At 46.3% G+C, this 25,574-nt stretch carries 34 protein-coding genes and 2 pseudogenes; 10 read left to right on the top strand and 26 right to left on the bottom strand.

Annotated features, from left to right (window positions below; genetic code table 11):
• Positions 1 to 127: 127 nt before the first annotated feature.
• From L3V30_RS20585 to L3V30_RS20600, 4 genes and pseudogenes are all read left to right on the top strand, one after another.
• A pseudogene (locus tag L3V30_RS20585) lies at positions 128 to 436 on the top strand (integrase core domain-containing protein); the annotation flags it as partial.
• Positions 437 to 514: 78 nt separating this feature from the next.
• Positions 515 to 1,996: a bifunctional diguanylate cyclase/phosphodiesterase gene (locus L3V30_RS20590; protein ID WP_237309689.1), complete on the top strand. Its 1,482-nt coding sequence runs from the start codon at positions 515 to 517 to the stop codon at positions 1,994 to 1,996.
• Positions 1,990 to 2,449, top strand: a pseudogene (locus L3V30_RS20595) (IS3 family transposase); the annotation flags it as partial. The gene L3V30_RS20590 and the pseudogene L3V30_RS20595, both read left to right, overlap by 7 nt.
• 208 nt (positions 2,450 to 2,657) lie before the next feature.
• On the top strand, positions 2,658 to 3,989 hold the full coding sequence (locus L3V30_RS20600; RefSeq protein ID WP_237309691.1) for a Fic family protein: 1,332 nt from the start codon (positions 2,658 to 2,660) through the stop codon (positions 3,987 to 3,989).
• 65 nt (positions 3,990 to 4,054) lie between these two features.
• Here L3V30_RS20600 and L3V30_RS20605 read toward each other — a convergent pair whose 3' ends face one another.
• The 16 genes from L3V30_RS20605 to L3V30_RS20675 all read right to left on the bottom strand — a co-directional run bounded on the left by L3V30_RS20605 (position 4,055) and on the right by L3V30_RS20675 (position 15,494).
• Positions 4,055 to 4,552, bottom strand: coding sequence for a hypothetical protein (locus L3V30_RS20605; protein WP_237309693.1), 498 nt, complete (start codon positions 4,550 to 4,552; stop codon positions 4,055 to 4,057).
• A 13-nt stretch (positions 4,553 to 4,565) separates the two neighbouring features.
• On the bottom strand, positions 4,566 to 5,174 hold the full coding sequence (locus L3V30_RS20610; protein ID WP_033905450.1) for a hypothetical protein: 609 nt from the start codon (positions 5,172 to 5,174) through the stop codon (positions 4,566 to 4,568).
• A 9-nt stretch (positions 5,175 to 5,183) separates the two neighbouring features.
• Positions 5,184 to 5,852 carry a hypothetical protein gene (locus L3V30_RS20615; RefSeq protein WP_024703854.1) on the bottom strand — a complete coding sequence of 223 codons (669 nt, stop codon included), beginning with the start codon at positions 5,850 to 5,852 and terminating at the stop codon, positions 5,184 to 5,186.
• A gap of 22 nt (positions 5,853 to 5,874) precedes the next feature.
• Complete coding sequence (locus L3V30_RS20620; protein WP_237309695.1) at positions 5,875 to 7,449, bottom strand: hypothetical protein; 1,575 nt, start codon at positions 7,447 to 7,449, stop codon at positions 5,875 to 5,877.
• Entirely contained in the window at positions 7,442 to 7,873 is a 432-nt protein-coding gene (locus tag L3V30_RS20625; RefSeq protein WP_237309697.1) for a DNA-directed RNA polymerase subunit alpha C-terminal domain-containing protein, read from the bottom strand. Before L3V30_RS20625 ends, L3V30_RS20620 begins: the two co-directional genes overlap by 8 nt.
• 46 nt (positions 7,874 to 7,919) lie before the next feature.
• Positions 7,920 to 9,569 carry a hypothetical protein gene (locus tag L3V30_RS20630; protein WP_237309699.1) on the bottom strand — a complete coding sequence of 550 codons (1,650 nt, stop codon included), beginning with the start codon at positions 9,567 to 9,569 and terminating at the stop codon, positions 7,920 to 7,922.
• A 282-nt stretch (positions 9,570 to 9,851) separates the two neighbouring features.
• Positions 9,852 to 10,202 carry a hypothetical protein gene (locus L3V30_RS20635; protein WP_042522741.1) on the bottom strand — a complete coding sequence of 117 codons (351 nt, stop codon included), beginning with the start codon at positions 10,200 to 10,202 and terminating at the stop codon, positions 9,852 to 9,854.
• On the bottom strand, positions 10,202 to 10,753 hold the full coding sequence (locus L3V30_RS20640) for an N-acetylmuramoyl-L-alanine amidase (RefSeq protein ID WP_237309701.1): 552 nt from the start codon (positions 10,751 to 10,753) through the stop codon (positions 10,202 to 10,204). The genes L3V30_RS20635 and L3V30_RS20640 overlap by 1 nt, the downstream gene beginning before the upstream one ends.
• Positions 10,754 to 11,009: 256 nt before the next feature.
• Positions 11,010 to 11,351 (bottom strand): hypothetical protein, encoded by a 342-nt coding sequence (locus L3V30_RS20645; protein WP_237309703.1) that lies wholly within the window; start codon positions 11,349 to 11,351, stop codon positions 11,010 to 11,012.
• 50 nt (positions 11,352 to 11,401) lie between these two features.
• Positions 11,402 to 12,028 (bottom strand): hypothetical protein, encoded by a 627-nt coding sequence (locus L3V30_RS20650; protein ID WP_237309705.1) that lies wholly within the window; start codon positions 12,026 to 12,028, stop codon positions 11,402 to 11,404.
• Positions 12,025 to 12,153, bottom strand: coding sequence for a hypothetical protein (locus tag L3V30_RS23985; protein WP_267136964.1), 129 nt, complete (start codon positions 12,151 to 12,153; stop codon positions 12,025 to 12,027). Before L3V30_RS23985 ends, L3V30_RS20650 begins: the two co-directional genes overlap by 4 nt.
• 9 nt (positions 12,154 to 12,162) lie before the next feature.
• Positions 12,163 to 12,447: a PAAR domain-containing protein gene (locus tag L3V30_RS20655; protein ID WP_140084749.1), complete on the bottom strand. Its 285-nt coding sequence runs from the start codon at positions 12,445 to 12,447 to the stop codon at positions 12,163 to 12,165.
• A 6-nt stretch (positions 12,448 to 12,453) separates the two neighbouring features.
• Positions 12,454 to 13,224 (bottom strand): hypothetical protein, encoded by a 771-nt coding sequence (locus L3V30_RS20660; RefSeq protein ID WP_237309707.1) that lies wholly within the window; start codon positions 13,222 to 13,224, stop codon positions 12,454 to 12,456.
• Positions 13,221 to 14,198, bottom strand: a complete 978-nt coding sequence (locus tag L3V30_RS20665) for a hypothetical protein (protein ID WP_237309709.1) — start codon at positions 14,196 to 14,198, stop codon at positions 13,221 to 13,223. The genes L3V30_RS20660 and L3V30_RS20665 overlap by 4 nt, the downstream gene beginning before the upstream one ends.
• Entirely contained in the window at positions 14,191 to 14,952 is a 762-nt protein-coding gene (locus L3V30_RS20670) for a hypothetical protein (protein ID WP_237309711.1), read from the bottom strand. The genes L3V30_RS20665 and L3V30_RS20670 overlap by 8 nt, the downstream gene beginning before the upstream one ends.
• A 2-nt stretch (positions 14,953 to 14,954) precedes the next feature.
• A complete protein-coding gene (locus tag L3V30_RS20675) occupies positions 14,955 to 15,494 on the bottom strand; it encodes a hypothetical protein (protein WP_237309712.1) in 540 nt (179 codons plus the stop codon).
• 220 nt (positions 15,495 to 15,714) lie between these two features.
• On the opposite strand from L3V30_RS20675, the gene L3V30_RS20680 reads away from it, so the two are divergent.
• A complete protein-coding gene (locus tag L3V30_RS20680; RefSeq protein WP_237309713.1) occupies positions 15,715 to 16,311 on the top strand; it encodes a hypothetical protein in 597 nt (198 codons plus the stop codon).
• Between the two features lie 381 nt (positions 16,312 to 16,692).
• On the opposite strand, the gene L3V30_RS20685 is transcribed toward L3V30_RS20680, so the two are convergent.
• The 10 genes from L3V30_RS20685 to L3V30_RS20730 form a co-directional block, all read right to left on the bottom strand.
• Complete coding sequence (locus L3V30_RS20685) at positions 16,693 to 16,860, bottom strand: type II toxin-antitoxin system CcdA family antitoxin (RefSeq protein ID WP_069497722.1); 168 nt, start codon at positions 16,858 to 16,860, stop codon at positions 16,693 to 16,695.
• Positions 16,861 to 17,003: 143 nt separating this feature from the next.
• Entirely contained in the window at positions 17,004 to 17,618 is a 615-nt protein-coding gene (locus L3V30_RS20690; RefSeq protein WP_140084746.1) for a hypothetical protein, read from the bottom strand.
• Positions 17,615 to 18,766 carry a phage tail protein gene (locus tag L3V30_RS20695; RefSeq protein ID WP_237309714.1) on the bottom strand — a complete coding sequence of 384 codons (1,152 nt, stop codon included), beginning with the start codon at positions 18,764 to 18,766 and terminating at the stop codon, positions 17,615 to 17,617. Before L3V30_RS20695 ends, L3V30_RS20690 begins: the two co-directional genes overlap by 4 nt.
• Before the next feature lie 3 nt (positions 18,767 to 18,769).
• Positions 18,770 to 19,093: a hypothetical protein gene (locus L3V30_RS20700; RefSeq protein ID WP_074518809.1), complete on the bottom strand. Its 324-nt coding sequence runs from the start codon at positions 19,091 to 19,093 to the stop codon at positions 18,770 to 18,772.
• Positions 19,086 to 19,718, bottom strand: a complete 633-nt coding sequence (locus L3V30_RS20705; RefSeq protein ID WP_237309715.1) for a hypothetical protein — start codon at positions 19,716 to 19,718, stop codon at positions 19,086 to 19,088. The genes L3V30_RS20700 and L3V30_RS20705 overlap by 8 nt, the downstream gene beginning before the upstream one ends.
• Before the next feature lie 97 nt (positions 19,719 to 19,815).
• Positions 19,816 to 20,424, bottom strand: a complete 609-nt coding sequence (locus tag L3V30_RS20710; protein WP_237309716.1) for a Ref family recombination enhancement nuclease — start codon at positions 20,422 to 20,424, stop codon at positions 19,816 to 19,818.
• Between the two features lie 204 nt (positions 20,425 to 20,628).
• Positions 20,629 to 20,817: a hypothetical protein gene (locus L3V30_RS20715; protein WP_237309717.1), complete on the bottom strand. Its 189-nt coding sequence runs from the start codon at positions 20,815 to 20,817 to the stop codon at positions 20,629 to 20,631.
• Positions 20,818 to 20,840: 23 nt separating this feature from the next.
• On the bottom strand, positions 20,841 to 21,347 hold the full coding sequence (locus L3V30_RS20720) for a PadR family transcriptional regulator (RefSeq protein ID WP_237309718.1): 507 nt from the start codon (positions 21,345 to 21,347) through the stop codon (positions 20,841 to 20,843).
• Between the two features lie 16 nt (positions 21,348 to 21,363).
• Complete coding sequence (locus L3V30_RS20725) at positions 21,364 to 21,822, bottom strand: hypothetical protein (protein WP_237309721.1); 459 nt, start codon at positions 21,820 to 21,822, stop codon at positions 21,364 to 21,366.
• Between the two features lie 88 nt (positions 21,823 to 21,910).
• Positions 21,911 to 22,069, bottom strand: coding sequence for a hypothetical protein (locus L3V30_RS20730; protein WP_237309723.1), 159 nt, complete (start codon positions 22,067 to 22,069; stop codon positions 21,911 to 21,913).
• 204 nt (positions 22,070 to 22,273) lie between these two features.
• Between L3V30_RS20730 and L3V30_RS20735 the strand changes: the two genes are divergently transcribed.
• The 5 genes from L3V30_RS20735 (at position 22,274) to L3V30_RS20755 (ending at position 25,515) form a co-directional block, all read left to right on the top strand.
• The gene (locus tag L3V30_RS20735) at positions 22,274 to 22,702 is read left to right on the top strand and encodes a hypothetical protein (protein WP_237309725.1); all 429 of its coding nucleotides are present in this window, start codon (positions 22,274 to 22,276) and stop codon (positions 22,700 to 22,702) included.
• 238 nt (positions 22,703 to 22,940) lie between these two features.
• Entirely contained in the window at positions 22,941 to 23,390 is a 450-nt protein-coding gene (locus tag L3V30_RS20740; RefSeq protein WP_237309727.1) for a hypothetical protein, read from the top strand.
• Positions 23,380 to 23,823 (top strand): hypothetical protein, encoded by a 444-nt coding sequence (locus L3V30_RS20745; RefSeq protein WP_237309730.1) that lies wholly within the window; start codon positions 23,380 to 23,382, stop codon positions 23,821 to 23,823. Before L3V30_RS20740 ends, L3V30_RS20745 begins: the two co-directional genes overlap by 11 nt.
• A gap of 195 nt (positions 23,824 to 24,018) precedes the next feature.
• Positions 24,019 to 24,888, top strand: coding sequence for a hypothetical protein (locus L3V30_RS20750; RefSeq protein ID WP_237309732.1), 870 nt, complete (start codon positions 24,019 to 24,021; stop codon positions 24,886 to 24,888).
• 87 nt (positions 24,889 to 24,975) lie between these two features.
• The gene (locus L3V30_RS20755; RefSeq protein WP_237309734.1) at positions 24,976 to 25,515 is read left to right on the top strand and encodes a hypothetical protein; all 540 of its coding nucleotides are present in this window, start codon (positions 24,976 to 24,978) and stop codon (positions 25,513 to 25,515) included.
• The last annotated feature ends 59 nt before the right edge of the window (positions 25,516 to 25,574 follow it).

The following is a 25,574-nucleotide window of genomic DNA, read 5'->3' on the forward strand; positions in this document are numbered from 1 at the left end:
ATCGACACACTCGAATTTGGCGGCCAAAGCTTCATAACGGGTGTTCAAGAGCATCAGACTCGGCTGCTTAAGCTTCTTGGTGTTCTGTATGAAGCAGTTTATTCCTAAATTGGCTGCGAAATCTCGGCCCGATATCTCCAATTCAGATCAAGGCAGTCAGTTTACCAGCACTGAGTTCACACAGAAGTTGATCGACCATAATGTACGGATCATCATGGATGGGAAAGGTCGTTGGATCGACAATGTTTTCATCGAACGATTATGGCGAAGCCTGAAATATGAGGGGATTTACTTAAAAGCCTATACCACACCTCGTGAAGCCGAGCTTGAAATCGGTCACTACATGGTGTTTTATAATGAGGAGCGTAACCATCAGGGACTCAATAACCTTACCCCTGATGAAGCCTACTTCGGCAGGCAGAGATACGCAGCATGAGCTGGATCAACCACTTAAGGAATTAGCTTATGTGTCCAACCATTGGGGTCCACTTCTAATAATAATACTGTGGTAAATATGAAAAGAGATATAAAATCCTCCACTAAGTTCGTTTTTACCTACTTTGTGTTTGCGTCGCTATGGGTTTGGTTGTCAGATAAAGCAGTAGAACTCCTATCGAGCAATACACAAGTCTATACCTTGGTTCAATCACTGAAGGGAATGTTATTTATAGTGGTCACATCTTTATTGCTGTGGGGACTGGTAAAAAAGAACAATCGAGAACTTGAACAGGCGAATGACATTGACTCTGTAACAGGTTTACACAGCCCTTTGGTATTTTTTCGCTGCCTAGAACAAAAAATCCAAAATGCCAAAGAAGATGAGCACTACGTTCTTTTTCTTCTTGATATTGATAACTTTAAACCCATAGCCGATCGCCTCGGTTTTACGAAAAGTAGTCAGTTTTTAAAGGATATCGCACAATCTATTGACTCTCATACGGTCTTTCCTCTTCTCTCATCACGAATACACTCTGATGGGTTTGCTTGTTTGGTAAGAATGCATGATGAAAATCAAATAGCTCTGCACTTAGCTCGCGTTCAAAAGCAGTTTAATCAACATGCAAAAAATCATGAAATTGATGTGACATGCTCTATTGGTGTGGCCTTCTACCCGTATGATGGAGAGAGTGTCAAGCAACTCATGTCGTCGGCAAAATATGCTCTAGCTCAGGCAAAAAAAACAAAAAATACTATCCGATACCACGACAAAAAACTCGCTGAAGAAGATTTCCAAAAACAACGCATGATTATAGAGTTGCGTCATGCGATTCAAGAAGAGCAAATACAGATAGTCTTTCAACCAAAATATCGCCTAAAAGACAAGAGAATGACGGGAGTTGAAGTGCTATCTCGCTGGACCCACTCTCAATACGGAGATATATCTCCATCAGTATTTGTCACGCTGGCAGAAGAAAATAATCTTAGTAGCGCTTTAACGAAGCTAGTAATCAAGCAAGCATCAAAGCAACTTAAAGAAGCTCAGCTCCTAGGCCGTGTCATCCAAAGCGTATCTGTAAATATTTCAGCGACTGAGCTAAATAGCACTGAGGGTATTCATCAAATTGAGTATCAGCTAAATCAAGACACTGAACTTTCAAAATACCTATGCCTTGAAATCACAGAGACAGCCTCACTTAAGAATATAGAAAAGTGTGCAAGCCTAGTAACAAAAATGAAAAGGTGTGGTGTAGCGTTCTCTATCGATGACTTTGGGGTCGGTTATACCTCATTTAGAATTTTCAATAGACTCGACGTCGATGAAATCAAGATAGATCGTGGTTTCATCAAAGATATTGCGGTTGATTATCGTTCAAGAGCGATCACTTCAGGGATTATCGACATTGCAAAAGGGTTCGGAATTCAAGTCGTTGCGGAAGGAGTAGAAACCGATCACCAGTTACGAATTCTTGAAGAGTTAGGCTGTGAACAAGCCCAAGGTTTCTATCTAAGCCCCCCAATACCTGTTGAAGAATTAAAAGACAAATTAAATATATAGCGACAAGCGAAAGCTGGCTGTACTTGGCGGTAATTATTGACCTTTACTCAAGACAAGTAATTGGATGGTCTATGGATACCAGAATGAAGGCTACGCTGGTCTGTGATGCGCTATCAATGGCGTTGTTCCGTCGCGGATTCCCCGAGCAGGTTATCGTTCATAGTGATCGAGGTAGTCAGTACTGCTCAAAAGATTATCGAGATCTCATAACTGCTTATAATCTAGAAGAAAGTATGAGTAGGAAAGGAAATTGCTGGGACAATGCTTGTGTTGAGTGAGAGCTTCTTCCTTTCTATGAAAGTGGAAGCGATCCAATATGAGCCCATTATGACGAGAGACCAGATGCGCCAAACGATCTTCGAGTATATAGAGGTTGATTATAATCGGATGAGAAGGCACAGTGCTCTTGGGTATCTAAGCCCAGTTAACTTTGAACAACAAAATGTCGCTTAATGAAGTGTCCAGTCTGGATGGAGCAGATCAGTTGGTCACTGGCATCAAATATTGATTGCTCGGGATGGCAGTTAAGGGAGCAACTGTACTATTGAAAGTATTCAGCAAAGCATTACACCTCTTACAATTCTTAGATAGATAAGCGATTGACTCTCACTGCCTGTGTGCAATACTGGATTCATTAAACATTTAAAAAAAGTTTCACGAGATGAGCAGAAAGATTGCGGGAGTTAGCGTCCCACCAGCAAAACCCACTGATTTCATTAAAGTAGTAGAGTTAATCGACAAGCTAGACCCAATTAAATACGGGTTTGACAGTAGCGGTAACTACTTGCATTGGAATGACTTTCAGTACCGTTCAAAAGAGTTTAAACGCGACCAAAAGAACTATGCTTGGCATGCCCTAAAAATTAGACGTAGCCTTAACGACATTTCGCTTGTTGATGAAAAGGGCAATCCGTTCCAACTTAGTGCCGCCAGTCTCGACGCTAAGCTATTCCGTATCGATAAACAGCTCAAATTAGAAGATTTGCCGCTATCTGCGCAAGATAAAAAGGCGCACCTAGTGAAAAGCGTGATCATGGAAGAAGCCATTAGCAGCGCCCAATTGGAGGGAGCGGCCACAACGCGTAAAGTCGCTAAGGAAATGCTTGAAACAGAACGTGAGCCTAAAGATGACTCCGAACGTATGATTATCAATAACTGGCGTTTGATCATGATGGCCGATGATCTTAAGGATGTAGAGCTCACACCAGAATTGATTAGCGGGTTTAATGACATTGCCACCGATGGCGTGTTAGAGAATGAGCACGTTGCTGGCCAATACAGAACGGATGCGGTCATGGTTAGAGACGTGGCCACTGGCGATATTGTTCACGAAGCGCCCGAACATGAGCACGTTTTGAAGCTCATCGAGCAACTATGTGACTTCGCTAATACCGACCATACCACCAGCACCAATTTTATTAACCCAATCGTTAAGGGTTGTATTCTGCACTTTATGATTGGCTACATACATCCATTCATGGACGGCAACGGGAGAACGGCTAGGGCGCTTTTCTATTGGTTCATCCTTAAGCATGGTTATGAGAACTTTAAGTACGTCTCGATCTCTGCTCCACTAAAACTCGCGTCAACCAAGTACGTTAGAAGCTACGTTTACACCGAAACGGACGACAACGACTTAACGCACTTTGTGGACTACCAGTTAACGGTCATCATTAAGGCGATTGAGCGCTTTAACGAGTACATCAAATCTAAAATTGAAGATACGAGAGAGGTGCGCGAGCTGCTAGACGACTCCAAGCTTAAGGATGTGTTGAAGCTGCCGCACATTGTGATTCTGGCCAAGGGATTAGAAACAGCCGGACGTGTCTTTTCAGTTAAGGAAATTCAGTCTGATTTTGACGTGTCTCATACCTCTGCGCGCAAGTATCTTGAGAAGCTGGTGGAGCTGAAATTGCTGTTCAAATCAAAGGATGGCAACGAGAATACCTACATTGCACCAGCCGACTTGAAAGATAGGCTAACCAAAGCTTAAGAGCATCAAAAAAGCCGCCAAACTGGCGGCCTTTTTGTAGGGAATAGAATAGGACTGGTTGGCGATTAGAAATCTACCCAGTTGTATTGCAGTGTGATAGCTGGCTTAACAAGTGCTGCTGAATCTTCTGTCGATAGGTCGATCACGTCTGAACGTACTTTTACGTGCTCCAAACGGAATCGATGCGAGGCTGCACCCTTACCCTTAGTTGATTCTGGCGTAGACTCGATAACGACAGTGACCATTTTCTTTTCACGAACGATCTCACGTAGCATTTCTAGCACTGTACCTGTGATCGTTTCTACGCACGTCACCGCGATTTCGCCTTTGTTCTCAAGCGCACCATTTTGGATGTAGCCCAAGCCCATTTGGCCAAAATCTTCTACGTCTGCACGACCCATTGCTGGAAACTGAGTAGAACGAACCAAAACGCTGATATTTGGGTATTCTTCGATTTTCATTTCGAACTCTGTACCCATCATCTTTTCGCCAGCTTGGACGTTCTTAGTGAATTTCTGTTTCAAGAAATTCATATCGCCTTTTGCGTTAAATGCTCCGGCCATAATTACACCTATTCTATTGGAAGTGGTTTGGAATCTGTGACTGATTAATCATTTGCTTAGGAGCGGCGGTAATAGTTACCGTGTTGTAAGCGAAATTGCCGTCTCGCGTCTTAGGGGCGTTAATGTCATAACTCACCTCGCTAATACGCATAGGTAGATTGAGCGCTTTGCCAATCTTGAATCTCGCATCATTTGGAACACGGCCACCAAGGCCATCGGAACTGACTGGAACAGTATTTTGGAGCTCGGGACTGATCATCTGAGCCAGGTATTTAATGGGATCATTAACCTCTGATTTGGCATTGGTGAACGCGACAAATTTCAGCGTTGCTGTGATTTCTGGCGGTTCGTTTCCTTGCCAAACTTGCTGACTGTTCCATAGTGTTTTACTCGTCTTATCCGACACGGTTTGCGCGACTGAGGACGTTTTATCTAGGGCATTGATGTTACCCACGGAATCGCCCTCAAACGGCGCTTCCCATATCGCTCTAAAGGCAAGCTGACACTCATCAGTCATGTAACCAATGACCGTAACCTCTTGACCGCCTATGACTTGTGTAATGGCGCATTTATTGTGGATAGACACGCCATCATCATTAGGTACGCCGACAATAACAGCCATTGCTTACCCTTACTTGTCCATACCGCGAGAATCGCGCATGCGGTTAGACTTTTTGCGAGCTGCTTTAGCCGCTGAGCTGTGAGCTTTCGCGCGCGCTTTCTTAAGTGCTGCTTTTTGTGCTGCACTCATACGGCGCTTACGGCGATTGGTTTTGATGTAAGTTACCTTGCCGTCACGGATCACTTTCTTAAGCGCTTCAAGCATCATGGATTCACGAACGGCGAACTCTGCAATCGCTTCGTCTGAGTCCACGTTGTCTAGGCCACGCTCTAGGGATTCAAAGATGCGATCTGCTGCTTCTGGATCTTCCAGAGCTTCTAGCATGTCGCCCTCTTTTGGCTGGCCAACTTGAGCAATGAACTCGCTAGCCGCTTCTTGTAGCGATTCGTATAGTGCTGCTTGGCCATCGGTTAGCTCTGCATCGTCATCGCCACCAGCCATGCCAAATAGCATTGCGTCTAGGTTGTCGATTGAGCTGTCACCACCGTTAACCCACTGAACACAAGCCGCTGCTGCGTCTTGGCGAGCCATGATGGTTGATGCACGGTTGATTGACTCAAGAAGTTGGTCTTCTGTTACAGACTCAAAAAATGCAGTTTCAGTTTGTTCCTGCTCGGCCACTTGTGGCATCACAAATGGGCGAGCAAGAACAGAACCCTCAGAAAACATTGATTTCATTCTATTCTTGCTCTTTTGTTGATTAACGGATTAGTACAGGTTCACCAAGGATTCGACGCGCTGAGCCAGTTGGACAGAACGACCAAGTGACTTTCCAGTAGTCGATTTCGACTTGCTTGATTTCCAGTGTCCAAGCGCTTTCGCCGTCTTGGTTTGGATTACGAGGTGTCACTAGCGCACCAACGGCTTCATAGCCCTCTAGGATGCTGGCCATGCCGTCAGTTAGACCCTCAAGCGTTGCACCGTCAGGTTGGTGTTTTAGGCGATTACCTAGTGCGTAGAAGTCGCGTGAGATAGCGTCAGCAATAGACACGACTTGCTCAAAACGTAGGTAGTTTTCAGCCGCAGATGCCGTTAGGGAGTCATCAATAAACAGGTTGCCGTTTTCGTCTGTGCCTAGTTTGTTTAGACGTGCCTTGTACATTTCTTGGTAGTTAGGCTCGCCAGCACCTTGGATTGGTTTTAGGCCAGTACGTTGGATAACAGCACGTTCAACACCTGCTGGTGTGTAGTGCCAACCGCCGACCGGAGAGGTCTTAGCAACGCCAAGCGCTTTAGCTGCAAAGCCGATACCCGAGCCGCCCCATACCGCCATGTTGCCGTAGAAACGACACTTAGCTTGGTAAGGGATATGCACGAATGAAGCGCGATGGTTGTTGAAGTTCAGACCTTTTTTGAACTCCAATGCCGCTTCGTGCGTTAGGCGAGGATCAATATCGAAGTAGCCAGAAATGCGTTTGTCTTTACAGATTTGCGCTAGGTCAGTGATTACCGCTGTTTCGTAGCAGCCCAAACCACAAACGTAGTTGTAGCTGTAAACGGTAGTGCGTAGTGCTTTCACTGCTTTCTGGTAATCTTCAGCCGTAATGTCGCTAATATTGCCGTTGGTTGCGCCAGTGAATTTGGTTTTAGCAATTGCAGTAACTTCGCGTTTCGCTACTTCTGCATCGATACGACAAGTTAGGTACTGCGAACGTTCTTCAAGAACAGTCTCGATAAACGCAGCGCTACCCATTTGGTCTACTGCTGTAGGCTCTAGGGATACAACCCATTCTTCTAGCACTACAGAGCCACCAGCCGCCTGTTCTTCCTCTAGGGTAAGAGTGAACATGCCAGCGCCGTAAGTCGCTTCGTCTGCTTTCGCAAGCGTGATAGAGCGGTTGTCGGATTGAGCACCGTCTTTGATAGCGATCGCTAAAAATTCGCCATCTTCAAGTGACAGGTCAGCCGAGTAGTTGATCGCTTCATTTGTGATCGTTACTTCGTCTGCTGGTTTGGTTAACTTGATAGATGGATAGGTTGCCGTTTTTGGTACGACACGAACCACATAGCCATTACCGCCGCGCAATGCTTCATCAAGAACGCGCATGCCGTCAGCCAGTTTGCCAAGGCTTGAGTGGTAAGGTTTACCTAGCTTATCTAGGAAGTTAGCCGCAGTTACCGGAATAACCTCGAACGGCTTACCTTTTTGAGACACAATCACACCGCCAAACACTAGCTGGTTAGAGCCAGTGCCTTGCTTAGTTGTCGAGTCAGCGTTAATTGGCGCAACCGCAACTTGTGAGACGTTATCCATTGAAAATTCAATCTTACTCATTCTCTGTCTCTTTCAGCGTTAGATCCTGTGCTGCAAGCTGGTCTACAATTTCTTGCAAACCCGCTTGAGCAATACCTTTCACCGCAATCACGTTGTCTTTCGTCATTTCGGTTAGTTGCTCAACCGTTGTCACACCGTGGTTAATCAGGGCTTTTTCAACGCTTGCGCTTAGCTCAAGTGCTGATAGCGCTGTGCCTTTGTCGCTGGTGGCTGTGTCTGGTTTCGTTTGAACTTCTGGTAAAACCGTTGGCTCAAGGCGAACCGAAACGAGGCCGTTTGGATAGGCCGCTTCCACTTCGTGTTTGAAGCGGTTCACGTTGAAAACTGAGAGAGGGAGATCTTTGGCCAGTGGCGGCATAACGTGACCCTGTACCGTGATTTCCTTTGGTGTGTGGTTGGTGATTAAAACGATCGTTTCTTTCATCGAATCCCCCAAGAGCGGCAGCCCGTAAGACTGCCGCTTACTTGCCTTATGCCGCTGCTGCTACAGGAGCTTCGTCGATAAGTTTCACACGGTAGAAGTAGTCTTCTCCGTCGAATGGATGGATTTCGCCGTAGGCCAATTCGTATAGCGTGTTAGACGCTACTAGACCTTTGCCGATTGGATGTGTGTACATGGTTGCTGCGATCGCATCACCCGCTACGTAACCCGCTTCTGAGTGAGAAGAACCGCGACCGTAACAAAGCATGTCGTTCGTACCGATAACTACCGGACACTCGAACACTTTCCACATACCGAACAATTTACCCGCGTAGTGGATAGCGTTTTTCTGTTGGTAGTTAGCCGGAGCAACGAAATACGGAGCACCAAGAGACTTAAGGATTGTTGACGCGCCAGTACCAGCAAAGATACCTGTCATGCCAGTTGTGCGAGTCGCTTGTAGGATCTTCGTAGAAACGTTTAGAAGAACTTCGTTTAGACGTTCACGATGTAGACGCCAATCTTCACCAGCTGCTACGTAGATATTGAATGTTTCTTCGCGCGTACAAGCAAAGTCCATATCTACTAGGTGGCGAGTCGCTTTTTCCGATGCCAATGTGTTGCGCATGTGGCTCATCTGTAGAGATTTCAGATCTTGGCCAAACTCGCGTTGCATTGTGAACATCGCTTGGATAGTCGCGTCTGCTGCGATTGCGTTTTGACGTGGGCGTAGCGTGCGAGAGTCCATGTCGTGATCGATAGTTGGGATCAGGTCAGGGCGTCTTTCAATGTCTACTTCGAACTCGATGTGCAGAATCGTCCCTGCTGATAGGGCTGATGTTGGAGTGACGGTAACTTTGCCTTTTGCATGGTCTATCTGACAGTTAATAACCATACCATTGTGAGTACCTGTCATTATTTGACTACCGTTGCTGTCTAGGTCGCGAGCCACACGTTTATGGTTAATAAATAGGGAAACAGATGTCTTCGTGAATGGGATTTCAAACTTGGTGTGTTGTAGGTCAGTCTTAGAGTCAAAGACGTGAGTTGTCTTAGTGCCGTCTGGTTGCTGTTCAGCGACAAACTTGTAGCGCTGACGCATAGACGAGTATTGGCCAACCGTTGCTTGGTCGATTTCAGTACCCGCAGCGAAGTCACCAAAGTTTGAGCCAGTGCGGCGGTACACTTTGAAGATCTCAACTTCGTTCGCACCCGCTGGGATCATGGTTACAGCGTCAAGTGTTGCTGTTTCTAGAAGAACAGGCAGCACTAGGCCAACCATTTTCGCGCGGATTTCAACACCCTCTGATGTTGATAGAGACTGGTTGATAGACTCAAGCATCATTGCGCCTGTTGAGCCATCGCGCTTAGCGCCCTCTAGCGTCATCATGTTACGCATAGTTGCGTGAGCTGATGCCATTAGCTCATCGCTAGGTAGGTGGCCGTAAGTCTTTTCGTATTCACGTACCGCAGACTGCATGCCTGATACGATGCCAACCGCTGTTTCTTGAGACACTGACTCGAACATAGGCTCATTCGCAATGGCTGACAAAATAGCCGCGCCACGAGAATTGTCGTCAGTTAGAAACATGCCTGTTTGTGAATCGAATTGGGATTCGATACACAGATTACGCATTGCTTGAGCGCCTAAATGAATCGCCTCAATGCGTTTGTTGAAGTTAGAACGTTTATCTGCCATGTAAATAAACCTTAGTTATTAATTGAGTGTGTTCGGAATCGTTAAGCCGCAAAAAAGCGGTAAAAATTCGCTCAATTTCGGATAGTAATTAAGATTTATTGCGAAAAAAACAGGGGTAAAGTTGCGTTTAACTTATTGTTATATAATGAATTTGTGTCTTTTTGTGCGCTTTTGTGGGAATGGTAACGACAGGGGATTTCTATGTCGTTGATCGTGTGTTTTTGTTGAGAGAAAAGGGGATAGGAAAGGGCATCTAAAAAAATTTTAAAAAATTTTCAGTTGTTATAGGGTTCCTGCCAAAAAGCCGAACACGTTGCTTAGTAGCTCTTGTGTGTCAGTCTCTAAGCTTGGAAGCTCAACTCCATAGAAAACGGCCAAAAAGTCACGAACAATGAGTTGATAAATGACCACCAGCGCGATGCTCCACATCATAGCGGCGCGTCCAGTACGTACCAATGTGTTAGAGCTGGCCGCTTCAAGCTCTGCCAGTTTGTAGGCAAACTCTTTGCGTTCTTCGTCACTGGTAAACACACGATCACCAAACTCGGTCAGTTCGTGGATAATGCCACCTACTTTCTCGCTGGTGGCGCTCTTAAATAGACTACTTGTAAACACTTTTGCTAGTCCCATCATTAGTTGCTCTCTTTAATGTGTTCTGCGAACGCTTCTGCCAGTGCTACGGCTAGCTTTTCGCGCAGTTCCAATCCCTTTTGTAACGACTCGTCGTTAGACAAAAAGAACGGCTCCAAAATCACGGCTGGCATTTTGGTTTTCATCAAGAAACGCCAACCGCGAGTATCAGTACCAGTGTTCGAGATAGGCTTAAGGCCACGATCACGCTGTCCGATAAGTCCAGCCACCGCTTTTTGTAGGCGCTGAGCAAGTGCTTGACTCTTGTCCGACTTATGCCAATGCAATGTCTCTGAACCTTGAACTGACTTATTGGCCACGCTGTTACAATGTAACTCGATGGCATAGTCAGCGCCCGATTCGTTCACATCACCGATCATCCGTGAGTAGGTGTCTCGATACATGATCACTGGAAGAATGTCTCGCTTATGTAGCTCGGCGGCCAATAAGCTGGCTAGGGGATGGTTGTATGTGTATTCATTAATTCCGAATGATTTATTGTATGCGCCACCATCTTTGAAGCTATGACCAACAATAACACAGACTTTTTTCATTTTCGGATTTCCAAACTCAAGTTAACTAACATAGGGTTAGTGGTTGACTGTGTTCGGAATAGGAAATATATTATTTAGGTCAGCTCGTTGTCCTAGTCGAGCTGCGGTCATTGACACTGGATGAGTGTTTTAACTTCATTCAACTTTACAAGCCTGTAATTTAGCTTCTGCACTTGCCGCGAACCATCTCACTGTCGCGGCTTTTTTTGCCTGTCGCATAGAAAAAAAACCAGCGCGAACGCTGGCTTTACTTGGATTATGGTCGGTTTTGAACTGGCTCTATCTTGTTTGATTTAAAGTAATCAATAATAGGGCTTACTCGATACGGCTCTACATGGAAGCTGGCCATTACCTGATCGTTGCGCATCAAGTAAAACTGATTTCCGTTGTATCGTACCGCATCAAATATCACGTTCATCCGGCATCCATCGTACATGTACTCGCCATCGACGCTAAGGCTTTTGCGTACCACAAAGGATAGGCGCGCCTTGGTCGCTTTAAGCTCGTTACGGACTTTAACTAAGTTAATCGCCAGTACGATAAGGAGCGACAATAATCCGCATAGCTCGTATGCGTTAAGGTTAATTGCATAGCTCATATTGTTAAATTTTTAGTACGAATAGGAAATTTACAAAATACCAAACCATTCTACAGGGGAAATACCTCCGCTGTCGCGTTTTTGATGCTCGTTTTTTTCGTCTGGTTGCTACAAATGGTAAACGAAATCGCCTTAGTGAAGTAGTCCAGCGCTAAAGTACGTTCCTCTTTTGACGCAATGATCATTGCCTCAATCACTTTGCTTGAGCTGGCCACACCACCAGCAAGGGGAGCCATTACCTCATTTAGTGCATCGGCCTTGTTGGCCAGCTCTGGCGGTAAGACTGGCGGCGGCAAGGTTGCACCGCCACCCGTACCACTACCGCCCGTTGGTGGCGCTGGTGGCGTTAATGCGCCGTTGATTTGTGCCATTAGGGACACGGCTTCATCAACACGGCCAGAAAGACCGTTGATCACTGCCTCAAGCGCTTTCAGTTCTTCCTTGCTGGTAATTGGCAAGATACTCGGAGCGGGTACGTTGTCCTCTGTGCCATCTACCTTGTGTTTGACGTTCACACCAATAGACACTTGTTCGAGGTCGGTTGGGTCGGTGATCAACACTAGGTGCTCATTCCATTGCGTTAACGTGGCCACGGTCGCGCTCACTGAGTCATTTAAGCCCTTAAGCGTTGCGACTAGCTTTGATGCGCCTTGGTAGTCCTCAATATCCTCGCTCACGCAGCCTGATAGCTTCTCTGATTCACCTTAAGGGATTTGCCTCGGGTAAGGTTCTCCGCTTCCTTGAGGCCGCCTAAGTCTAAAAACTGGCGAAACTGCTCGATTTGCTCTTGTGTGTCTAACATCAAATTGCCTCAATCAATCGTCATCAAGTCGTTACCGTTCACCAGCGTAGCGCCACACCCAAGGGCATCGCCTACCACGGCGACCGGAACGCCATTAACAGTAAGTTTTGAACTACCAGTAATAACGCCAACGTGCGGCGGGTTATCTGGTTTTACGTGCATGACGGATATATCACCCGTACCTAATACATTGATTCCATTCACGGTCAGTAGTGGCCGACCAGTAACAAAAACACCTGGACTAAAGCCACCATGACCACTATCTACACTCCCTACAATTCCTACGGCTGGCATAGTGCATTACCCTAATGTAAATGGAGCTGCGGCAGCTTTAACAGCGAACTGGCCACCAGCGTCGATATTGACGTTACCACTCGCTTTAATGGTCACTTCATTGCCCTCTAGGTTGGCTTTACCGGACGCTTTAACGGTCGCATTACCACCCGCCTCGATGTTTGCATCGCCTTTCACTTTGATAGTTAGTGCGCCACCGACTTGCTCCAATGTGCTCCCTGTTGAGCTGCGAAATGCATTGCCCTCGACGTGGATAACACATTGGCCATCTGGTGTGATTTCAATGGCCGTGCCGCTTTGGGTATGCGTTACTGAGTAGCCGCCTTGATGCGTGATGAGCTCGCGCAAACCAAATCGCACAAAGAGCGCATCTTTGCGGTCATAGGCTGGTGGCTCGGGTTCACCCTCGGCTCGTTTAGGCTGATAGGCTTCGCCGTTCACCTCGCTTGGTAGGTACGATTCGTAGTTAGGCGCGTAGTAAAGCGATCCGGTAATACGGGGATAACGGGTATCGCCATTGCGAGGAAAATCCACCCAAACCAGATCGCCTTTTTCCACTGGCACGACTTGGCCACAACTCGGTTTTGCACCTAATGGCAGTAGAAACTCGGCAAAGGGGAGATCTTTATCGGGGATAGCATCCCAATAGCCAAGCAAGCGAACGGATACCATGTACAAGCCTTTCGGATGGACAGGATTAACCACCTCGGCCTGATAGCTACCAAACAAGCGGTTAGTGACGTTGGTGCGTGTTCTGTTCTCTGACGAATCACTCATAGATTTCGCACTCCTAACTCGATACGACACTGATACCGGTTCCCACGTTGGCAATGGGCGACACGGTTCATGATTTGTTTCTCTGGCATGGATTCATCCAGCTCGGTAGCGGGTAGCCGTTTATGGAATAGCACTGAGCACACCGAAAGAGGCGTAAAGGCAGTATTTCCGGTGAGCTCCACATCCAAAATAGGGATGATGGCCATGTGTTGATTATTCAGCGCCTTGGCTTGTGGAACGCTAACCATAACCATAGCGCCCGAACGTTTACCGCCTTGGAAGCCCTCGACGGTATCCCAAGAGGCATAGTTACGGTTAAGAACGCGCTCAAACAGGGCTTCCTCTCCGATAATGGAGTAGTTCGCAATGCTGTGCTCTGCTTCCTCTGGATTCGACTGTTCCAGCTTGAATTGCTCGCTCATATCCATGTTCTTGAGCGACTTAAAGTGCATAACACCACGGCAGATAAACGCCGCTGAGCCGTAATCTCTGGCCATTGTTCGAATTAGGCGAGACTTAGTGCCACCAGCGTTTAAATGGTACGTAGCGCCACGTTCAAAGCTGTCACATTCGATTTTTAGGTCGGGTAATAGCTCGGCCAGAATGTCTCTAGGCTGCATTTCGACAAAGAATCGAGGCGTTGTGACTGGCTCTTTAAGTAGGTGCGCATCCTTTTGGAACGCTTGAACCGTTAGCATGCCGTCAGCGCTGGTGGACTTGGCCACAATGAATTTTTCAATCCAAACCTGATCGCCTCGTTCGTTCACATCGGCCATCGTGACCTCTATCTCTGAACCGCGCTTAATCCCGTAGTCATCCCGATAAACGGCAGCCTGATCCATGATTTCCATAACCAGCTTGTTGCCGTCCATCGAAGCGCACTCAATGTAGGTAAACGAATGAATGTGCTCGATAGGTATGTCATTTTCGTTGGTGACAACTTTTTGGGCGAGAAAGTATTCTTTATTACTCAATGACTCGGCCTCCCATACCAATCGCGCCCTGACGGACAGTGATCGACTCGGCCTCATAAACCTCTGCAATCACTTCAAAAGAGATTGAGGAAGCAAACAGGCGAGTATTTTCATGGTCTACTTCGGCGGGTTCGGTCATCGCATCTTTACGGCCACGTATCTCGATGCTGATTTCCATTTCAGTATCAGCGAGCATGGTTTTCGCTCTGAATACGTGCTTACGCTTGCCCTTGGTATGACGTAGCCAAACGATTAAACCTAGCGCTAGGCGGCTAAGGGTAGACTGGTTCCAAGCTAGGGCATTAATGCGGTAGGTAAGTGCGACAAAGGACTTATTAACCACGGCATAAGGTTGATCTTGCTCATTGGTTAGTTCGCCACAATCAGCAATATCGACGTACTCCGCGCCATCAACAAATCCAATCACCGGATCGCGCGTGATATAGCAAACAGGCAAAAGCTCATTACGGTTTGCTTTCACCTTGTCACCTAGTTTGGCTGTCAACTTAGATAGGAATGACACTGGATCGGTAAAGTTGCCGTAATAAATCTTTCTCGATTTATCACGGCCAACAAAGCGAGAAAACTCACTGTTCTCTCGCCGTTTAGTGTCAGTCACAACTAAGGAATCAAGCACGTTCTGGAAAAAGGCAGCCACCGCACGATCGATGTCGGTTAGCTCTGTGTGTTCCACCTTGCCATCGAATGTCACTACATCGCATGGGATTTCAAAGAACGTCTCATTCAGTTGCATGATTAGTCCTCCAAATCGTCCAGCTCGTAATACTTACGGCCTTTTACGATAGTGATGCACTTATCGCTTCGGTGTAAGGTCACATCGAACTTGTGGAAGTTGCTCGTTAGGATAGGGAGGTAAGCCGATACTGGCTCATTGCGCTGGTAGCCGTCTCGCGTTTTGCGGCCTTTACCGGATCGGTTGCCCTCATAGATTTGAATGACCGCGCAATCAAAATCAATCTTGGCCATATCTGCGATCGCTGCGTCTAGGTCTTTGCACACGTTAAGTACGTTCGCGCATAACATGACGCAAAAACGGCGTTTTGAGCTGTCAATTTCGGCAATATTGTTTACTACGTCTAACGATTTCGAGTTCGGGTCATAGTGAGTGACTGTCATGATCTGCTTGTGGTAGTTAGTGAGGTATTCTTCTGTTAGGTCGGGAAACTTACCGCAACCAAAGTTAAGAATGTTATTCGCGTATGACCAGTTAGGTGCAAGTCTACTAAGGCGCTTGGCACTGGCTGGCACCTGCTTTCGGCTAGTCTGTAATGTCATGCACACTCCAAAATTGGAGTGGCGCTTTAAGGATGGGGTGGACTAGGGCTGATATGAGCGCAAATTATACACCTCGACGCTATTAACCCTAAATAATCAAAATGGCGCATATAAATGTGATGCGCATCATATACATCTCGTTAACTCTCGAGTAAATAGCACACTATTAAAAATCATTATCATTTTCATTGGCGTCAGTTAAGTAGCAAGGGCTGTATTTATGCGTATTTATACTTTGATATTTTTCTTCCTCTTTTCCACTATTACACCAACTCTCGCAATGGCTGACTATCCACCTCTTTGTAATATTGTAAAGGCAAAAGAGCACCATAAAATCCCTAGTGAAAGCCCATACTGCATTGAAACAGAAAAAGCTCAGATCACGTTTGTTAATCTATCGTCAAACCCTGTTGAAGTGGTCAGCTTAAAAGATGCTACTCACCTTGTTTATCCAAATGAGTATGTAGTTACTACAGGCAGATTTGTAGTCGCAAACTCTAAAGGCGCTGTAGTTGGTAAAGAAGAACGAGGCATCGTTGTGGCTCGTGATTATGGTGGTAAAAAAGCAAATGTGAATCAAAGGATTGCACCTTTAGCCGTTTGGATTCCTAGCGCTGTTGGTGGAGCAATCTTGGGCGGAATGGGAGTTGTAGCTTCGAACCCTAGCGCTGGCCTTAGACCTATTGTGATTGGAGCATTCTCAGGAGCGCTTGGTGGAGCATTGGGTCCATTGATGGGAGCTGGTCAGTTTGGAGTAGTTGCAGGTGGTGCTTTAGGTGTCTCTGCTGGTGGAGCGTGTAGCAGTTGTCATATTTAATCTGGACGTTTGCAGTCGCATCATACTTGGTGCTTTGCTTTACTCTGTTAAAGGGAAAGAAAGAACGATTATTATATGGCTGCATAATAATCAGTTTAATTGTAGTGAACATCATATTTGACATCAGGGAGCCTCATTTTTTTGATGTTTTGTCTGCGTTCATTATCTATTTTCTTTCTAAGTGGGTTAAAGCAGATCCTAAGTATTTTCTTATCACAACCACAGTCATATATTGGCTCTACCCTCTAGTGTTGAGTATTCCAAATACTTGAAACTAAAGTAATCATTATATGACTGAAAAGAGTCGCCGGAGAGGCGACTCTTTCTTTTATAAACGCTATAAACAAGCCAATTGCGTTGCGTTTGATGTTTAGGGTGGCATTAGAATGCTCGGTAAGAATCAGAAAATAGTCCGTGGTTTTCAGTTAGCTCGTTGCAAGCATTAATGGCATCAGCATTTTGCTCTAACCATTCAGCTTTCAGGCGTTGACTCACTTCTTTCTCAAGTGCCTTTTCCTTTGGCGCTTGCGTACTATATGCGTTTCTCAAGAAAGTAACCTATGCGTATTGTATGTGCGCCTAAAATATAGGCACAGTACAAGCATATAACAAGGCGTTTAAGATGGGGTCAAGCTCACTCCATGATTGAAGCGGCGCTTTAAGGATGGGTTGGAATAGGGCTGACATGAACGTTAAAGCTCGATCACTTCACCGTCTTGTAAGTTTTCTTCCGGTTCTGGTAAGAAATCTTCCTCCGGCTCTGGCTCAATCGAACTATCCGGTAATTCCGGTAAGTTCGCTGGTGGCTGGTTAAAATCACGCATTGGTATGCAGATATAAATCACGCCCACGTTCGCCGTACCATAGCCAACGGCCTTGTGTACATACCACCACACGGTTCGTAATCCCTCGGCGGTTTCTTCATCCCATTCCAGTACACTACCGATAGGAACATGGTGCGAAGCAATACGCAGCATTAGCGGCTCTAAGGACTCGCCAAGGTTTTCGTCGCCATCGTCCATCATGAAAAAGTTCTCTTGCTCATCTGGACAATCCAACACGGCCACCAGCTCGGGATCGCTATAAGTGAGCGTGTCTTGGTTGGTTTCGAGCTCTAATACTGACTCGCTTTGGTAATTATCATCCGTTGGTGCCGATTCTGGCTCAACAGGGCGATACAGGGACGCTTCAAAGTGATCAGGTGATAGTTTGATAGCCTTAATCCAATCTTCCCTTAAAACGCGATTAAAGGGCTCATGGCCTTGGTATCGAGCCTTTCTTACTACAGGTTTAACTACGTCACTCACTTGATGATTCTCTCTAATTTGCTTGGTGTTACGTTCATCAATTTTGCGAAGTCGGCCAGCGCTTCACCCTTAGTCTTTCCTTGCAGCTTGTAGCCGTCATGGAAGTTCTGGAAGCCGACCTTAATCATATCGATATAACCTTTCTTCTCGTTGGACTCCTTACGCAGTTTGCGCGCTTGGCGCTTGATGGTTTCGCTTTCCCGTTTCTGTTTGGCGATCTGTTTTTCCATTGCTTTCTGAGCGCGTAGATATTTCGCGTGTTCGCGCGTAGCGGCGGCCTTATCCACCACCGTTTTACGGTTACGTGCGGCAGCTTTCTTCTCGCGTTCGTTGAGCAAGTACGTTTTGTTATCTGAGCCAAAACCAACACGGCGCGCTTGCTGCTTCATTTGGTTGGCCAAGATGCGTTGCCATGCCAGCGATTGCAGCATGGTTGTTGCCTTGAGAACGTGTTTACATGCCACACCGGACAATTCAGGGTTTCGGATTTTCGGGAACGCAAACTCTTTAGGCGGCGCTATGCAGTAGTTACCCATAGTGGCCAAGTATCGATACCAATACTGGTGACGGCCACAGTCGCAATCAAAGGAAATACGGCCAGCACACGCCAGTTGCACCGCTTGGTTGTAATCCCCATTAGGCGGTTCGTGTAGTAGTTCATCCCACTGCTCAAAACGCACCTTTACTCGGTGTTCCTCATGTTTCGATACGCTTGAGGCTCGGACACGAATCAGCGCGATATTGTTCTTAATACCGAACATCGTGGCCTTGTGAATGCCTGTACCGTCATCGACACGGTTGTTTGCACGGTCTACGTCGATTTGACGCGAGTTCTTCACCAAAAAGGCGTAGGTGATACCCGCCGTCTTGCTGTCATAGATCTCTTTGTGTCGCTGGCGAGCCTTGTCGAACTTGATCAGGTCTTCTTTGGTAAACCGTTGCCCTTTAGCCTTTTCGCCTAGCGCCTTTAACGCCTTGTTCGTTGGTTTGGTCAGCGTTGAGGCGGTCAGCGTTCGCTTAGCATTGCGGCGGTTTTTCTTTTGCGCCTGTTCAATCTTGTTGAATAGCTGGTTGAACTGCTTTTCATTGAGGCCAAGGCTGGCAAATGAGCCGTTATCCCGTTTTTCCGCTTCAAACTTCTTCGGCATAGGTTACAGCCCCATTTCGTCCATGAATTGACGCATAGAGCGGCGCACCCACGCTGCTGGTGGCAGTTTGATAGTTTGGCCAACGGGTAGCGGATTCATTGGGTCATCTACGTCACAAACCAGACTCACTAGCCAATCAAGCTCAACCGTGCCATAGGCGCGATAAGAGGCCAGATCGGCACGGTAGGTTTCATCAAGTCGAATGGTGTACTCAAACAGCTCGGTATTGCCCGAACGGTTGACGTATTCCATGACGATGGCAAAGAAATGTGCCCGTAGAATATCGTCCTCGATGTTCTCTGCTGAGAGGCGGGATAACTTACTCATTATCGCCACCCATACGATACTTACCGTCTGCGATTAGCCCCGTTTTAGCCTTAAACAGTCCAAACGCGCGCGAGGCCATTTCCGGCTCTTTCTTGGGCTTGCGTAACATGCCAAACAAGCTCTTAAGCGTTACCGTGTCGCTAAGGTTGTCTTGTGTGGCCGCATAGACCACAAACATCAGCGCGTAGGTATCAGGGCGCAGTTCTGACCAGTCGATGTTGTACATTGGCTTGCCATCTGTTCCCCGTACTTCTTCCACGATGGACGGCGACACTTCATAACGGCCACCAGCATTAGGCGGGTAGGTGATAGCATTTAGGGATGAGAGATAGTTATAGGCTTCCATTGCCGACACAATGATCGGTCTGCCTTTTGCGTCCGGCTCGGATAAGCGAACGGCGCGCCCATACTTCGCAAAATAGGGCGTAACCTCGTCCACCAGCACAATAAAACCGCCTTTTTTGAGCTTTTCTAGCTTCTTAGGCAAGGTAAGTTTGAGGCTCATTAAAGAGCGCTCTAATTGCTGGCATTCGATGATATGGAGTTGGCCATCATCCACACCAGCAAGCATAAGCCGTGGCTGGCCGGATGATAGAGTAAGTACAGCTATGCGCTTTCGTGCCATGTTGTGACCTCTAAGCGCGCTTTTTAAGATGGGGAATCTTGGTCAGTTTAACACCATTAACCAAGCTTTTGAGCCTCGTTAATGGTGTTTATGTTAATTAATGTTCGGAATACTTAGGATAAATATTTTCCAGTAGTTCAAGCGGCAATCCCGCCAGTTTATAGACCTTAAACAACAGTTCTATCTCTGTACCGTTGTAGATCTTCCATTGCGCCTTACCGCCGTATTTCCCTTTCGCATGGAGCGGTATCATATCTGGATATTGCTCGCGCTTTTCTGCTTCCAGTAGCGTGTCGTGGTGATAACAACACAAGGGCAATACATACGCATGCGCCCGTTCTCCAACACGGCCAAATACATGATGTAAGGAGATCACCGGATTCTCTCGGCCATGCAGCCAACACGCAATACATGGTAATCGGCCAATGGCATCCATGATGCGCCTTTCCTCTGCCGTTGGCGTTCGGCCTTTCAATCCCTTACTGGCGATCTTCTTGGTTGGTTTCTTCACTACAGGCTTCGCCTTTTGGCGCTCGATGCGCTGCTGCTGTTTGTCACGCTGCTTTTTCTGATATTCGGGATCATTTAAGCGCTCGATTTGGCGCTGGCGCTGACGTTCTTGTTGCTGTAATTGCTTTTTGAAGCGCTTCTCCCGTTCCTCTGGGTCATTCATCTTGGCGATTTGCTTTGCGCGCGCCCGTTCCATTGATTGTTTTTGCTTCTCTCGTTGTCTTTGAAGTTTCTCTGCTATTGTCAAAGCCATTAAAAACACCTACTATTCGCTTTGCTCATGTTTCACATTTGCTGGTGGAACACGAAAAGGCTGGTAACTCGAATTTTTGCTGATTCGAACTGTTTGCTAAGGCCAGCCGCAAAAAAACCGCGTTTATTCGCGGTTTTTTTGTACCTATCAAAAGTAACTCTCAATCAAAACCCGATGGCATGGCTTGCCCTCATCGTTGCTAAGTCTCTGCCCTAAAGTGACGATCTTCATCAACTTGCCCTCATAGTCCCAAGGCTGGTTTCGAGTTAAGCACTCTTTGGCTCGTTTAAGTGCTGGCGAGCCAACTAAGAGATAAACGGCCTTTCTAGGTTTCATGCAACATCCTCCGTAGCAATGCTTCAGGAAGTGATCATTGATAGGGAACGTTCGGCAAACTTAAGCTCTGCTTTGCGCATATCAATGTCACGCTCTACATGTAGAGTGAAGTTGTCACAGAACACGCCTTTCTCTTTCTGGTGCGCTGTTAACTTCTCTTTAAGTTGAGCGATTTCTTGGTTTAGTTTTTCAATGTACGACTTGAAGTACGTCTCGCTGCCGATTTCCAGCATCACCGATGCAGGACTGCGAATGATGGACAGGTCGCGGCACGTAGATTCGTTGCGTAAAAGGTCAAGAACGCGCTCACCATCTTGAGTTAGGCTGTAGTTCTTGCGGTCTGGTTTGCCGTCTTGAGCCTGCAATTCGTGCGATACCAAGCCCATTTCAGCCATGCGGTTTAGTTCACGGTACACTTGCTGGTGGCTAGCTTGCCATGCGCCAGATTCAGGCATGGCTTTGTTTGTTAAGTCGTAACCAGTATGTGTTTTGCGCTCAAGAATTGATAGAAGTAGATTACCCAAAGTCATAGTTCGTTACCTTTTGTTATTGTTGCCAAATTTCACCTGAGTCCTCGTCAATAAATCCATGACATAGGTACTCTCTACTTGCTGAGTAATGCGTAAGTTTTCCCTTTAACGCCTTTTTGTTACGGTAATGCCAGTGCTCGTATCCGGCAGTAAACGCATATTGGTTAGTGTTGTAATCTGCATAATGCAGATCTGAGCCATTGCGAGCATCGCTCACTCCCGCCGACCAGCTTGCTAGAAAATCGTCACGCTCATTGAGTTTGATAGCTTGTCGCTCATCATCATGCACCCCAAGTAACGTGATAATTCCTAGTCCTTGCATGCGGTCAATGACGGTCGTATCGAAATAGCCGATATAGATTTCATCGTATGGGATAAATTCTACTTGTGGTGGCATTTCGTAGACCGTGCCACCTAGCGGTAGAGCTTCCATAAGCTCTATGAGTAGGCTCAACTGGTTTTTTGGAATTGCCATTGGCCAGCGCCTTGTCTAGTTGCTTAACCACATCAGCACACATGGAAAAGCGAGGCATTTCATTTCGTATCGCTTTTTCGTCTGCGCCCTAGATAAAGGCTTTCGCCTCATCTACACTTCCTAACACCCAACTCACACATACATTCGCTACCGCGCCAGCGTTGCGGCTAATGGCCATCGATACTGTTGCTCCGTGGTTCGACAGGACAATAGTTCCTTTGCTGGCATTGAATGTTTTTATGGTCATTGGTCGATAATTTACGCACTGCGTTCGGAATGTGCAAAAAAGACTACCATAACAAGGATGTGATATGCAACTACTAGTTTTCGGCTTAAAATCAAAAATTTATAACTCAATATAATTTGCCATGTTCGGAATAAAAAGGAGTTACCATAATCCATAGCTGGGATTAGGTTACGCCCTAAGTAAACAGTCGGAGCAGTTTAAGAAATGAATCTAATTAACGGATTTTGCAGCAATAACCCACTAATTAACCCTGATATGGTACTAATGCAGAGAGGCACATGCGCCCAACAGCTAAAGCGACTTTTCGCTGACAGCAAACTACGTGTTGGCCATCTTTACGAGATGAAAGCGACAGCAAATAGCAGCGAAAAGCATTGGGAGTCATTGGCCGCCTATTTCGACGAAATCACCTTTAAAGCCAAGAAAAGTTATACAGAAAGCGATTCTCAATGTCATTTTTTAACTTACTTAGCCGATGCGGTTTATTTGATAGAGAAAAAGGGCATTGATTGGGATGTACTCATTCATTCTTTGATTTTGGATAGCGACCAAACGCAAGAAACCCAAGATCAACAGCTACGCAATATCAGCCACCTTTTGAAAATGACACAGCAATACTCAGAGCAGTTTTAACGATGCTGACGATCTACCCATTAGACGAATTTATTAAGGCAAATTTCCGAAGCAATTCGGAGTTTGCCAGGATACATGGCGTTGTCTTGAACACCGTCTACAAAATGAATGCCAACGGAGTCCATGCCAGCGGTGACAGAAACAATTACACCCTTTGGTATGGCAAGAAACACGGCAGTGAACAACAGCAATTGTTCTAGTTCCACCAGCAATTAAGAAATATCGAGAGAAAGAGAGAATGATCAATATGACTTTATTCGAACTGATCACCCCTAGCGACCCATACACTTTCTACGCCCCGAACCTTGAAGTGGCGGCGGTCGTCGCTTACTCGCTATCAAGCCACTACGGCGCTGTTTCAGTCGATAATCCCGAAGAACGTTCACCGATCCTTTTGGGTTGGGGAGACTGGTTTGAGGAAAGAAACATCGATGGCGACTGGATGAAAGCAAACCATCTTGTTTTGGCCGATGCCTTTGATTCGTTAGTGATTGGTAAGCCGGAGAATCGCGCGCAGTTCGACGCGACACTGGCCGCACTATCTGACAGCCAGAAAGAGGCATTCAAGCACGAACACAACGATAAAAAGCGCTCAAGCTTGAACAATATTGCTAGCGTTGCTTACGAGTACGCAGCGAAGTGTCGAGAACTGCATAAACGAGAACAGGGTAAAGCCAATGCTATTTGAGAAGCTAAATAAGGGCGATGTGGTTTATGTCAGACGTACCGTTAATGTTAACTCCGGTTGGTGTACTCGAACATTAGGCACGTTTTTTATCCCTGCCGAGGTGACAGCGGTTACTAAGGCACGTTTTAAGGCAATGGTACTACGGGACGTTTTAAGCCCCATTGAAATGACGTTTAGACGCGATGACGGCGTAGAGCATCGAAGCGGTAGCCAGCGCCTAATCGCATTCAAGCTAGGCCAAAACACGCCAGATGGCGTTGTCACTGACCAGTTCAAAGAATGGCAAGAATGCTGCAAATTGGCTCGGGGTATTCGTGACGTTCGCCACCTAGTGAACGTTAACGATATTGACCCTATGAAGATGACCCAAGCGCTATGTGATGAAGTGTTGGCGGTGATTGCCAAGCTACCACGAAAAGCAAACGGCTATTAACTTTCCATTGGCTGCCAGTTCGCTGGTGGCCATCCCCATCCTGATTTACGACCACTTTAGATGAACGCCAACGGATAGATGCAGTTATAAACTCTGGTGTATTATGTGCACTCTAACTACCCAAAAGATATACAGAAAATGACTTTCTTCAAAACCAAACTTGCTTCGATTTTATTGTTAGTGCCAGCTTTGGCAATGGCTAAGACTGACGTTATCGATATACCCGCAGAACAGAACCGCTCATCGTCTTACAGCTGGAAGATAGATGAGGATACAACATTAACCATATCTCGATACTGTGACCCTAAATGGGACGAGCTCCGCATTTTCGCGTCTTACAATGAAAGCTACTGCAAGAACTTTGTCGATGTTCGTAGCACTATGGCAGATGACTCAAGAACGCGATTTGGCCATAGCTATACCGTTACGATTAGCTATGGAGAAACGAGTGCCAAGTCTAACAATTATTGGAATACGTATAGTCGTAGAGAAAAGGAGACGTTTGTTCGCTCGCTATCTCAAGAGTCCGATCCTGTTGTTAAGGTGAGTGGGTATGGTCAAATATCCGATGACAAGCTAATTAAACTGGATGGCCTTAAACAAGTTAAGGTTCCAAAAGGTCTGATTGAGAGCGACCCAACATATTCAATTGTTAAGTCCGTTCGTTTGGTTGGATACCGTGATGCCTACAACGCTATTCATGATGGCGCGAAAGCCGAGTTCAATGTTAGGTATGATGCTCAGAACCAAAGAAATGCTCTAATACTGATTATGGTTGTCATAGCGGTTCTTGGTGGAAGCTATGTGACTTGGAAGTACGTATTAAAGCCAAGTGCGAATAAGCTAAGTAAAAAGCGCAAAGAAGTGGCTGATAAGCTTGAGAAAAGCAAAGTTAGAAGAATTGCCAAAGAAGAAGCGATTCGACAGACCGTTCGTACCACAATCGAAAACGACAATGCTGCGATTACTGCACTAAAGGCTCAGATTAAAGAAGCTCTTGATAACAATGACGCTAAGACAGCAAAAATTCTGATGGAAGCGTTAGATAAGATGGAAAACAGTTAACCATTAAGCCACCAGCTCGGTGGCTTTTTTGTGTCTAATTGGTAGTATGGGCACAATTGTATATATGAATAGAGAGCAGAAAGTTCGATGAGCGTTTATGAGTTCACTTTGAATATCGGCAATATCAATATCACAAACGATAACGACCTACTTGATGTATCGCGCAAACTGTACGAGGGCGCTTGCGCTGACGCTGCGGTTATGTCTGTTGATGAAATGCTATATATCGAATTTGAGCGAGAGGCTGAAACGTTCGTTCAAGCGGTTACGCAAGCAATTAAGGACGTAGAATCGGTCGAGGGCTACGATTTACAAGTTATCTCGATTGAGGGCGACCTAGTGAGCTTGGGCGAAGCGGCTGAATTTACCGGAGTAAAGAAAAGTACATTAGCAAAATACAAAAAGGGCACATTTGGCGGCGGCGGCTTCCCTGTGCCAGTTCGCAAAGCTTCAAAGAAAGATCCTCTTTGGCGACTTAGCGACATAGTGGATTGGTTATACCAAAAGAGTAAAGTCACTAGCGAGCTGGTGGAGCGCGCTCGAATGATGGATGTAATCAACCATCAACTAGCAAGCAGAGCTATGAAGAATAGCGATAAATATGCAGGTATGACCGTTCAAATCTAACCCTTACACCACGCCATCAAGTAGCTTGCATATTGCCACCAGCACGGTGGCTTTTTTTG

It is taken from the genome of Vibrio sp. A1-1, from assembly GCF_021728175.1.
Taxonomy (GTDB): Bacteria; Pseudomonadota; Gammaproteobacteria; order Enterobacterales; family Vibrionaceae; genus Vibrio; species Vibrio diabolicus.

What these genes read in the sequence shown, in the direction of transcription:
- L3V30_RS20590 (WP_237309689.1), top strand. Translation starts at nt 515, where the DNA reads ATGAAAAGAGATATAAAATCCTCCACTAAGTTCGTTTTTACCTACTTT.
- L3V30_RS20600 (WP_237309691.1), top strand. Translation starts at nt 2,658, where the DNA reads ATGAGCAGAAAGATTGCGGGAGTTAGCGTCCCACCAGCAAAACCCACT.
- L3V30_RS20605 (WP_237309693.1), bottom strand. Translation starts at nt 4,552, where the DNA reads ATGGCCGGAGCATTTAACGCAAAAGGCGATATGAATTTCTTGAAACAG.
- L3V30_RS20610 (WP_033905450.1), bottom strand. Translation starts at nt 5,174, where the DNA reads ATGGCTGTTATTGTCGGCGTACCTAATGATGATGGCGTGTCTATCCAC.
- L3V30_RS20615 (WP_024703854.1), bottom strand. Translation starts at nt 5,852, where the DNA reads ATGAAATCAATGTTTTCTGAGGGTTCTGTTCTTGCTCGCCCATTTGTG.
- L3V30_RS20620 (WP_237309695.1), bottom strand. Translation starts at nt 7,449, where the DNA reads ATGAGTAAGATTGAATTTTCAATGGATAACGTCTCACAAGTTGCGGTT.
- L3V30_RS20625 (WP_237309697.1), bottom strand. Translation starts at nt 7,873, where the DNA reads ATGAAAGAAACGATCGTTTTAATCACCAACCACACACCAAAGGAAATC.
- L3V30_RS20630 (WP_237309699.1), bottom strand. Translation starts at nt 9,569, where the DNA reads ATGGCAGATAAACGTTCTAACTTCAACAAACGCATTGAGGCGATTCAT.
- L3V30_RS20635 (WP_042522741.1), bottom strand. Translation starts at nt 10,202, where the DNA reads ATGATGGGACTAGCAAAAGTGTTTACAAGTAGTCTATTTAAGAGCGCC.
- L3V30_RS20640 (WP_237309701.1), bottom strand. Translation starts at nt 10,753, where the DNA reads ATGAAAAAAGTCTGTGTTATTGTTGGTCATAGCTTCAAAGATGGTGGC.
- L3V30_RS20645 (WP_237309703.1), bottom strand. Translation starts at nt 11,351, where the DNA reads ATGAGCTATGCAATTAACCTTAACGCATACGAGCTATGCGGATTATTG.
- L3V30_RS23985 (WP_267136964.1), bottom strand. Translation starts at nt 12,153, where the DNA reads ATGTTAGACACACAAGAGCAAATCGAGCAGTTTCGCCAGTTTTTAGAC.
- L3V30_RS20655 (WP_140084749.1), bottom strand. Translation starts at nt 12,447, where the DNA reads ATGCCAGCCGTAGGAATTGTAGGGAGTGTAGATAGTGGTCATGGTGGC.
- L3V30_RS20660 (WP_237309707.1), bottom strand. Translation starts at nt 13,224, where the DNA reads ATGAGTGATTCGTCAGAGAACAGAACACGCACCAACGTCACTAACCGC.
- L3V30_RS20670 (WP_237309711.1), bottom strand. Translation starts at nt 14,952, where the DNA reads ATGCAACTGAATGAGACGTTCTTTGAAATCCCATGCGATGTAGTGACA.
- L3V30_RS20675 (WP_237309712.1), bottom strand. Translation starts at nt 15,494, where the DNA reads ATGACATTACAGACTAGCCGAAAGCAGGTGCCAGCCAGTGCCAAGCGC.
- L3V30_RS20680 (WP_237309713.1), top strand. Translation starts at nt 15,715, where the DNA reads ATGCGTATTTATACTTTGATATTTTTCTTCCTCTTTTCCACTATTACA.
- L3V30_RS20695 (WP_237309714.1), bottom strand. Translation starts at nt 18,766, where the DNA reads ATGCCGAAGAAGTTTGAAGCGGAAAAACGGGATAACGGCTCATTTGCC.
- L3V30_RS20700 (WP_074518809.1), bottom strand. Translation starts at nt 19,093, where the DNA reads ATGAGTAAGTTATCCCGCCTCTCAGCAGAGAACATCGAGGACGATATT.
- L3V30_RS20705 (WP_237309715.1), bottom strand. Translation starts at nt 19,718, where the DNA reads ATGGCACGAAAGCGCATAGCTGTACTTACTCTATCATCCGGCCAGCCA.
- L3V30_RS20710 (WP_237309716.1), bottom strand. Translation starts at nt 20,424, where the DNA reads ATGGAACGGGCGCGCGCAAAGCAAATCGCCAAGATGAATGACCCAGAG.
- L3V30_RS20715 (WP_237309717.1), bottom strand. Translation starts at nt 20,817, where the DNA reads ATGAAACCTAGAAAGGCCGTTTATCTCTTAGTTGGCTCGCCAGCACTT.
- L3V30_RS20720 (WP_237309718.1), bottom strand. Translation starts at nt 21,347, where the DNA reads ATGACTTTGGGTAATCTACTTCTATCAATTCTTGAGCGCAAAACACAT.
- L3V30_RS20725 (WP_237309721.1), bottom strand. Translation starts at nt 21,822, where the DNA reads ATGGCAATTCCAAAAAACCAGTTGAGCCTACTCATAGAGCTTATGGAA.
- L3V30_RS20730 (WP_237309723.1), bottom strand. Translation starts at nt 22,069, where the DNA reads ATGACCATAAAAACATTCAATGCCAGCAAAGGAACTATTGTCCTGTCG.
- L3V30_RS20735 (WP_237309725.1), top strand. Translation starts at nt 22,274, where the DNA reads ATGAATCTAATTAACGGATTTTGCAGCAATAACCCACTAATTAACCCT.
- L3V30_RS20740 (WP_237309727.1), top strand. Translation starts at nt 22,941, where the DNA reads ATGATCAATATGACTTTATTCGAACTGATCACCCCTAGCGACCCATAC.
- L3V30_RS20745 (WP_237309730.1), top strand. Translation starts at nt 23,380, where the DNA reads ATGCTATTTGAGAAGCTAAATAAGGGCGATGTGGTTTATGTCAGACGT.
- L3V30_RS20750 (WP_237309732.1), top strand. Translation starts at nt 24,019, where the DNA reads ATGGCTAAGACTGACGTTATCGATATACCCGCAGAACAGAACCGCTCA.
- L3V30_RS20755 (WP_237309734.1), top strand. Translation starts at nt 24,976, where the DNA reads ATGAGCGTTTATGAGTTCACTTTGAATATCGGCAATATCAATATCACA.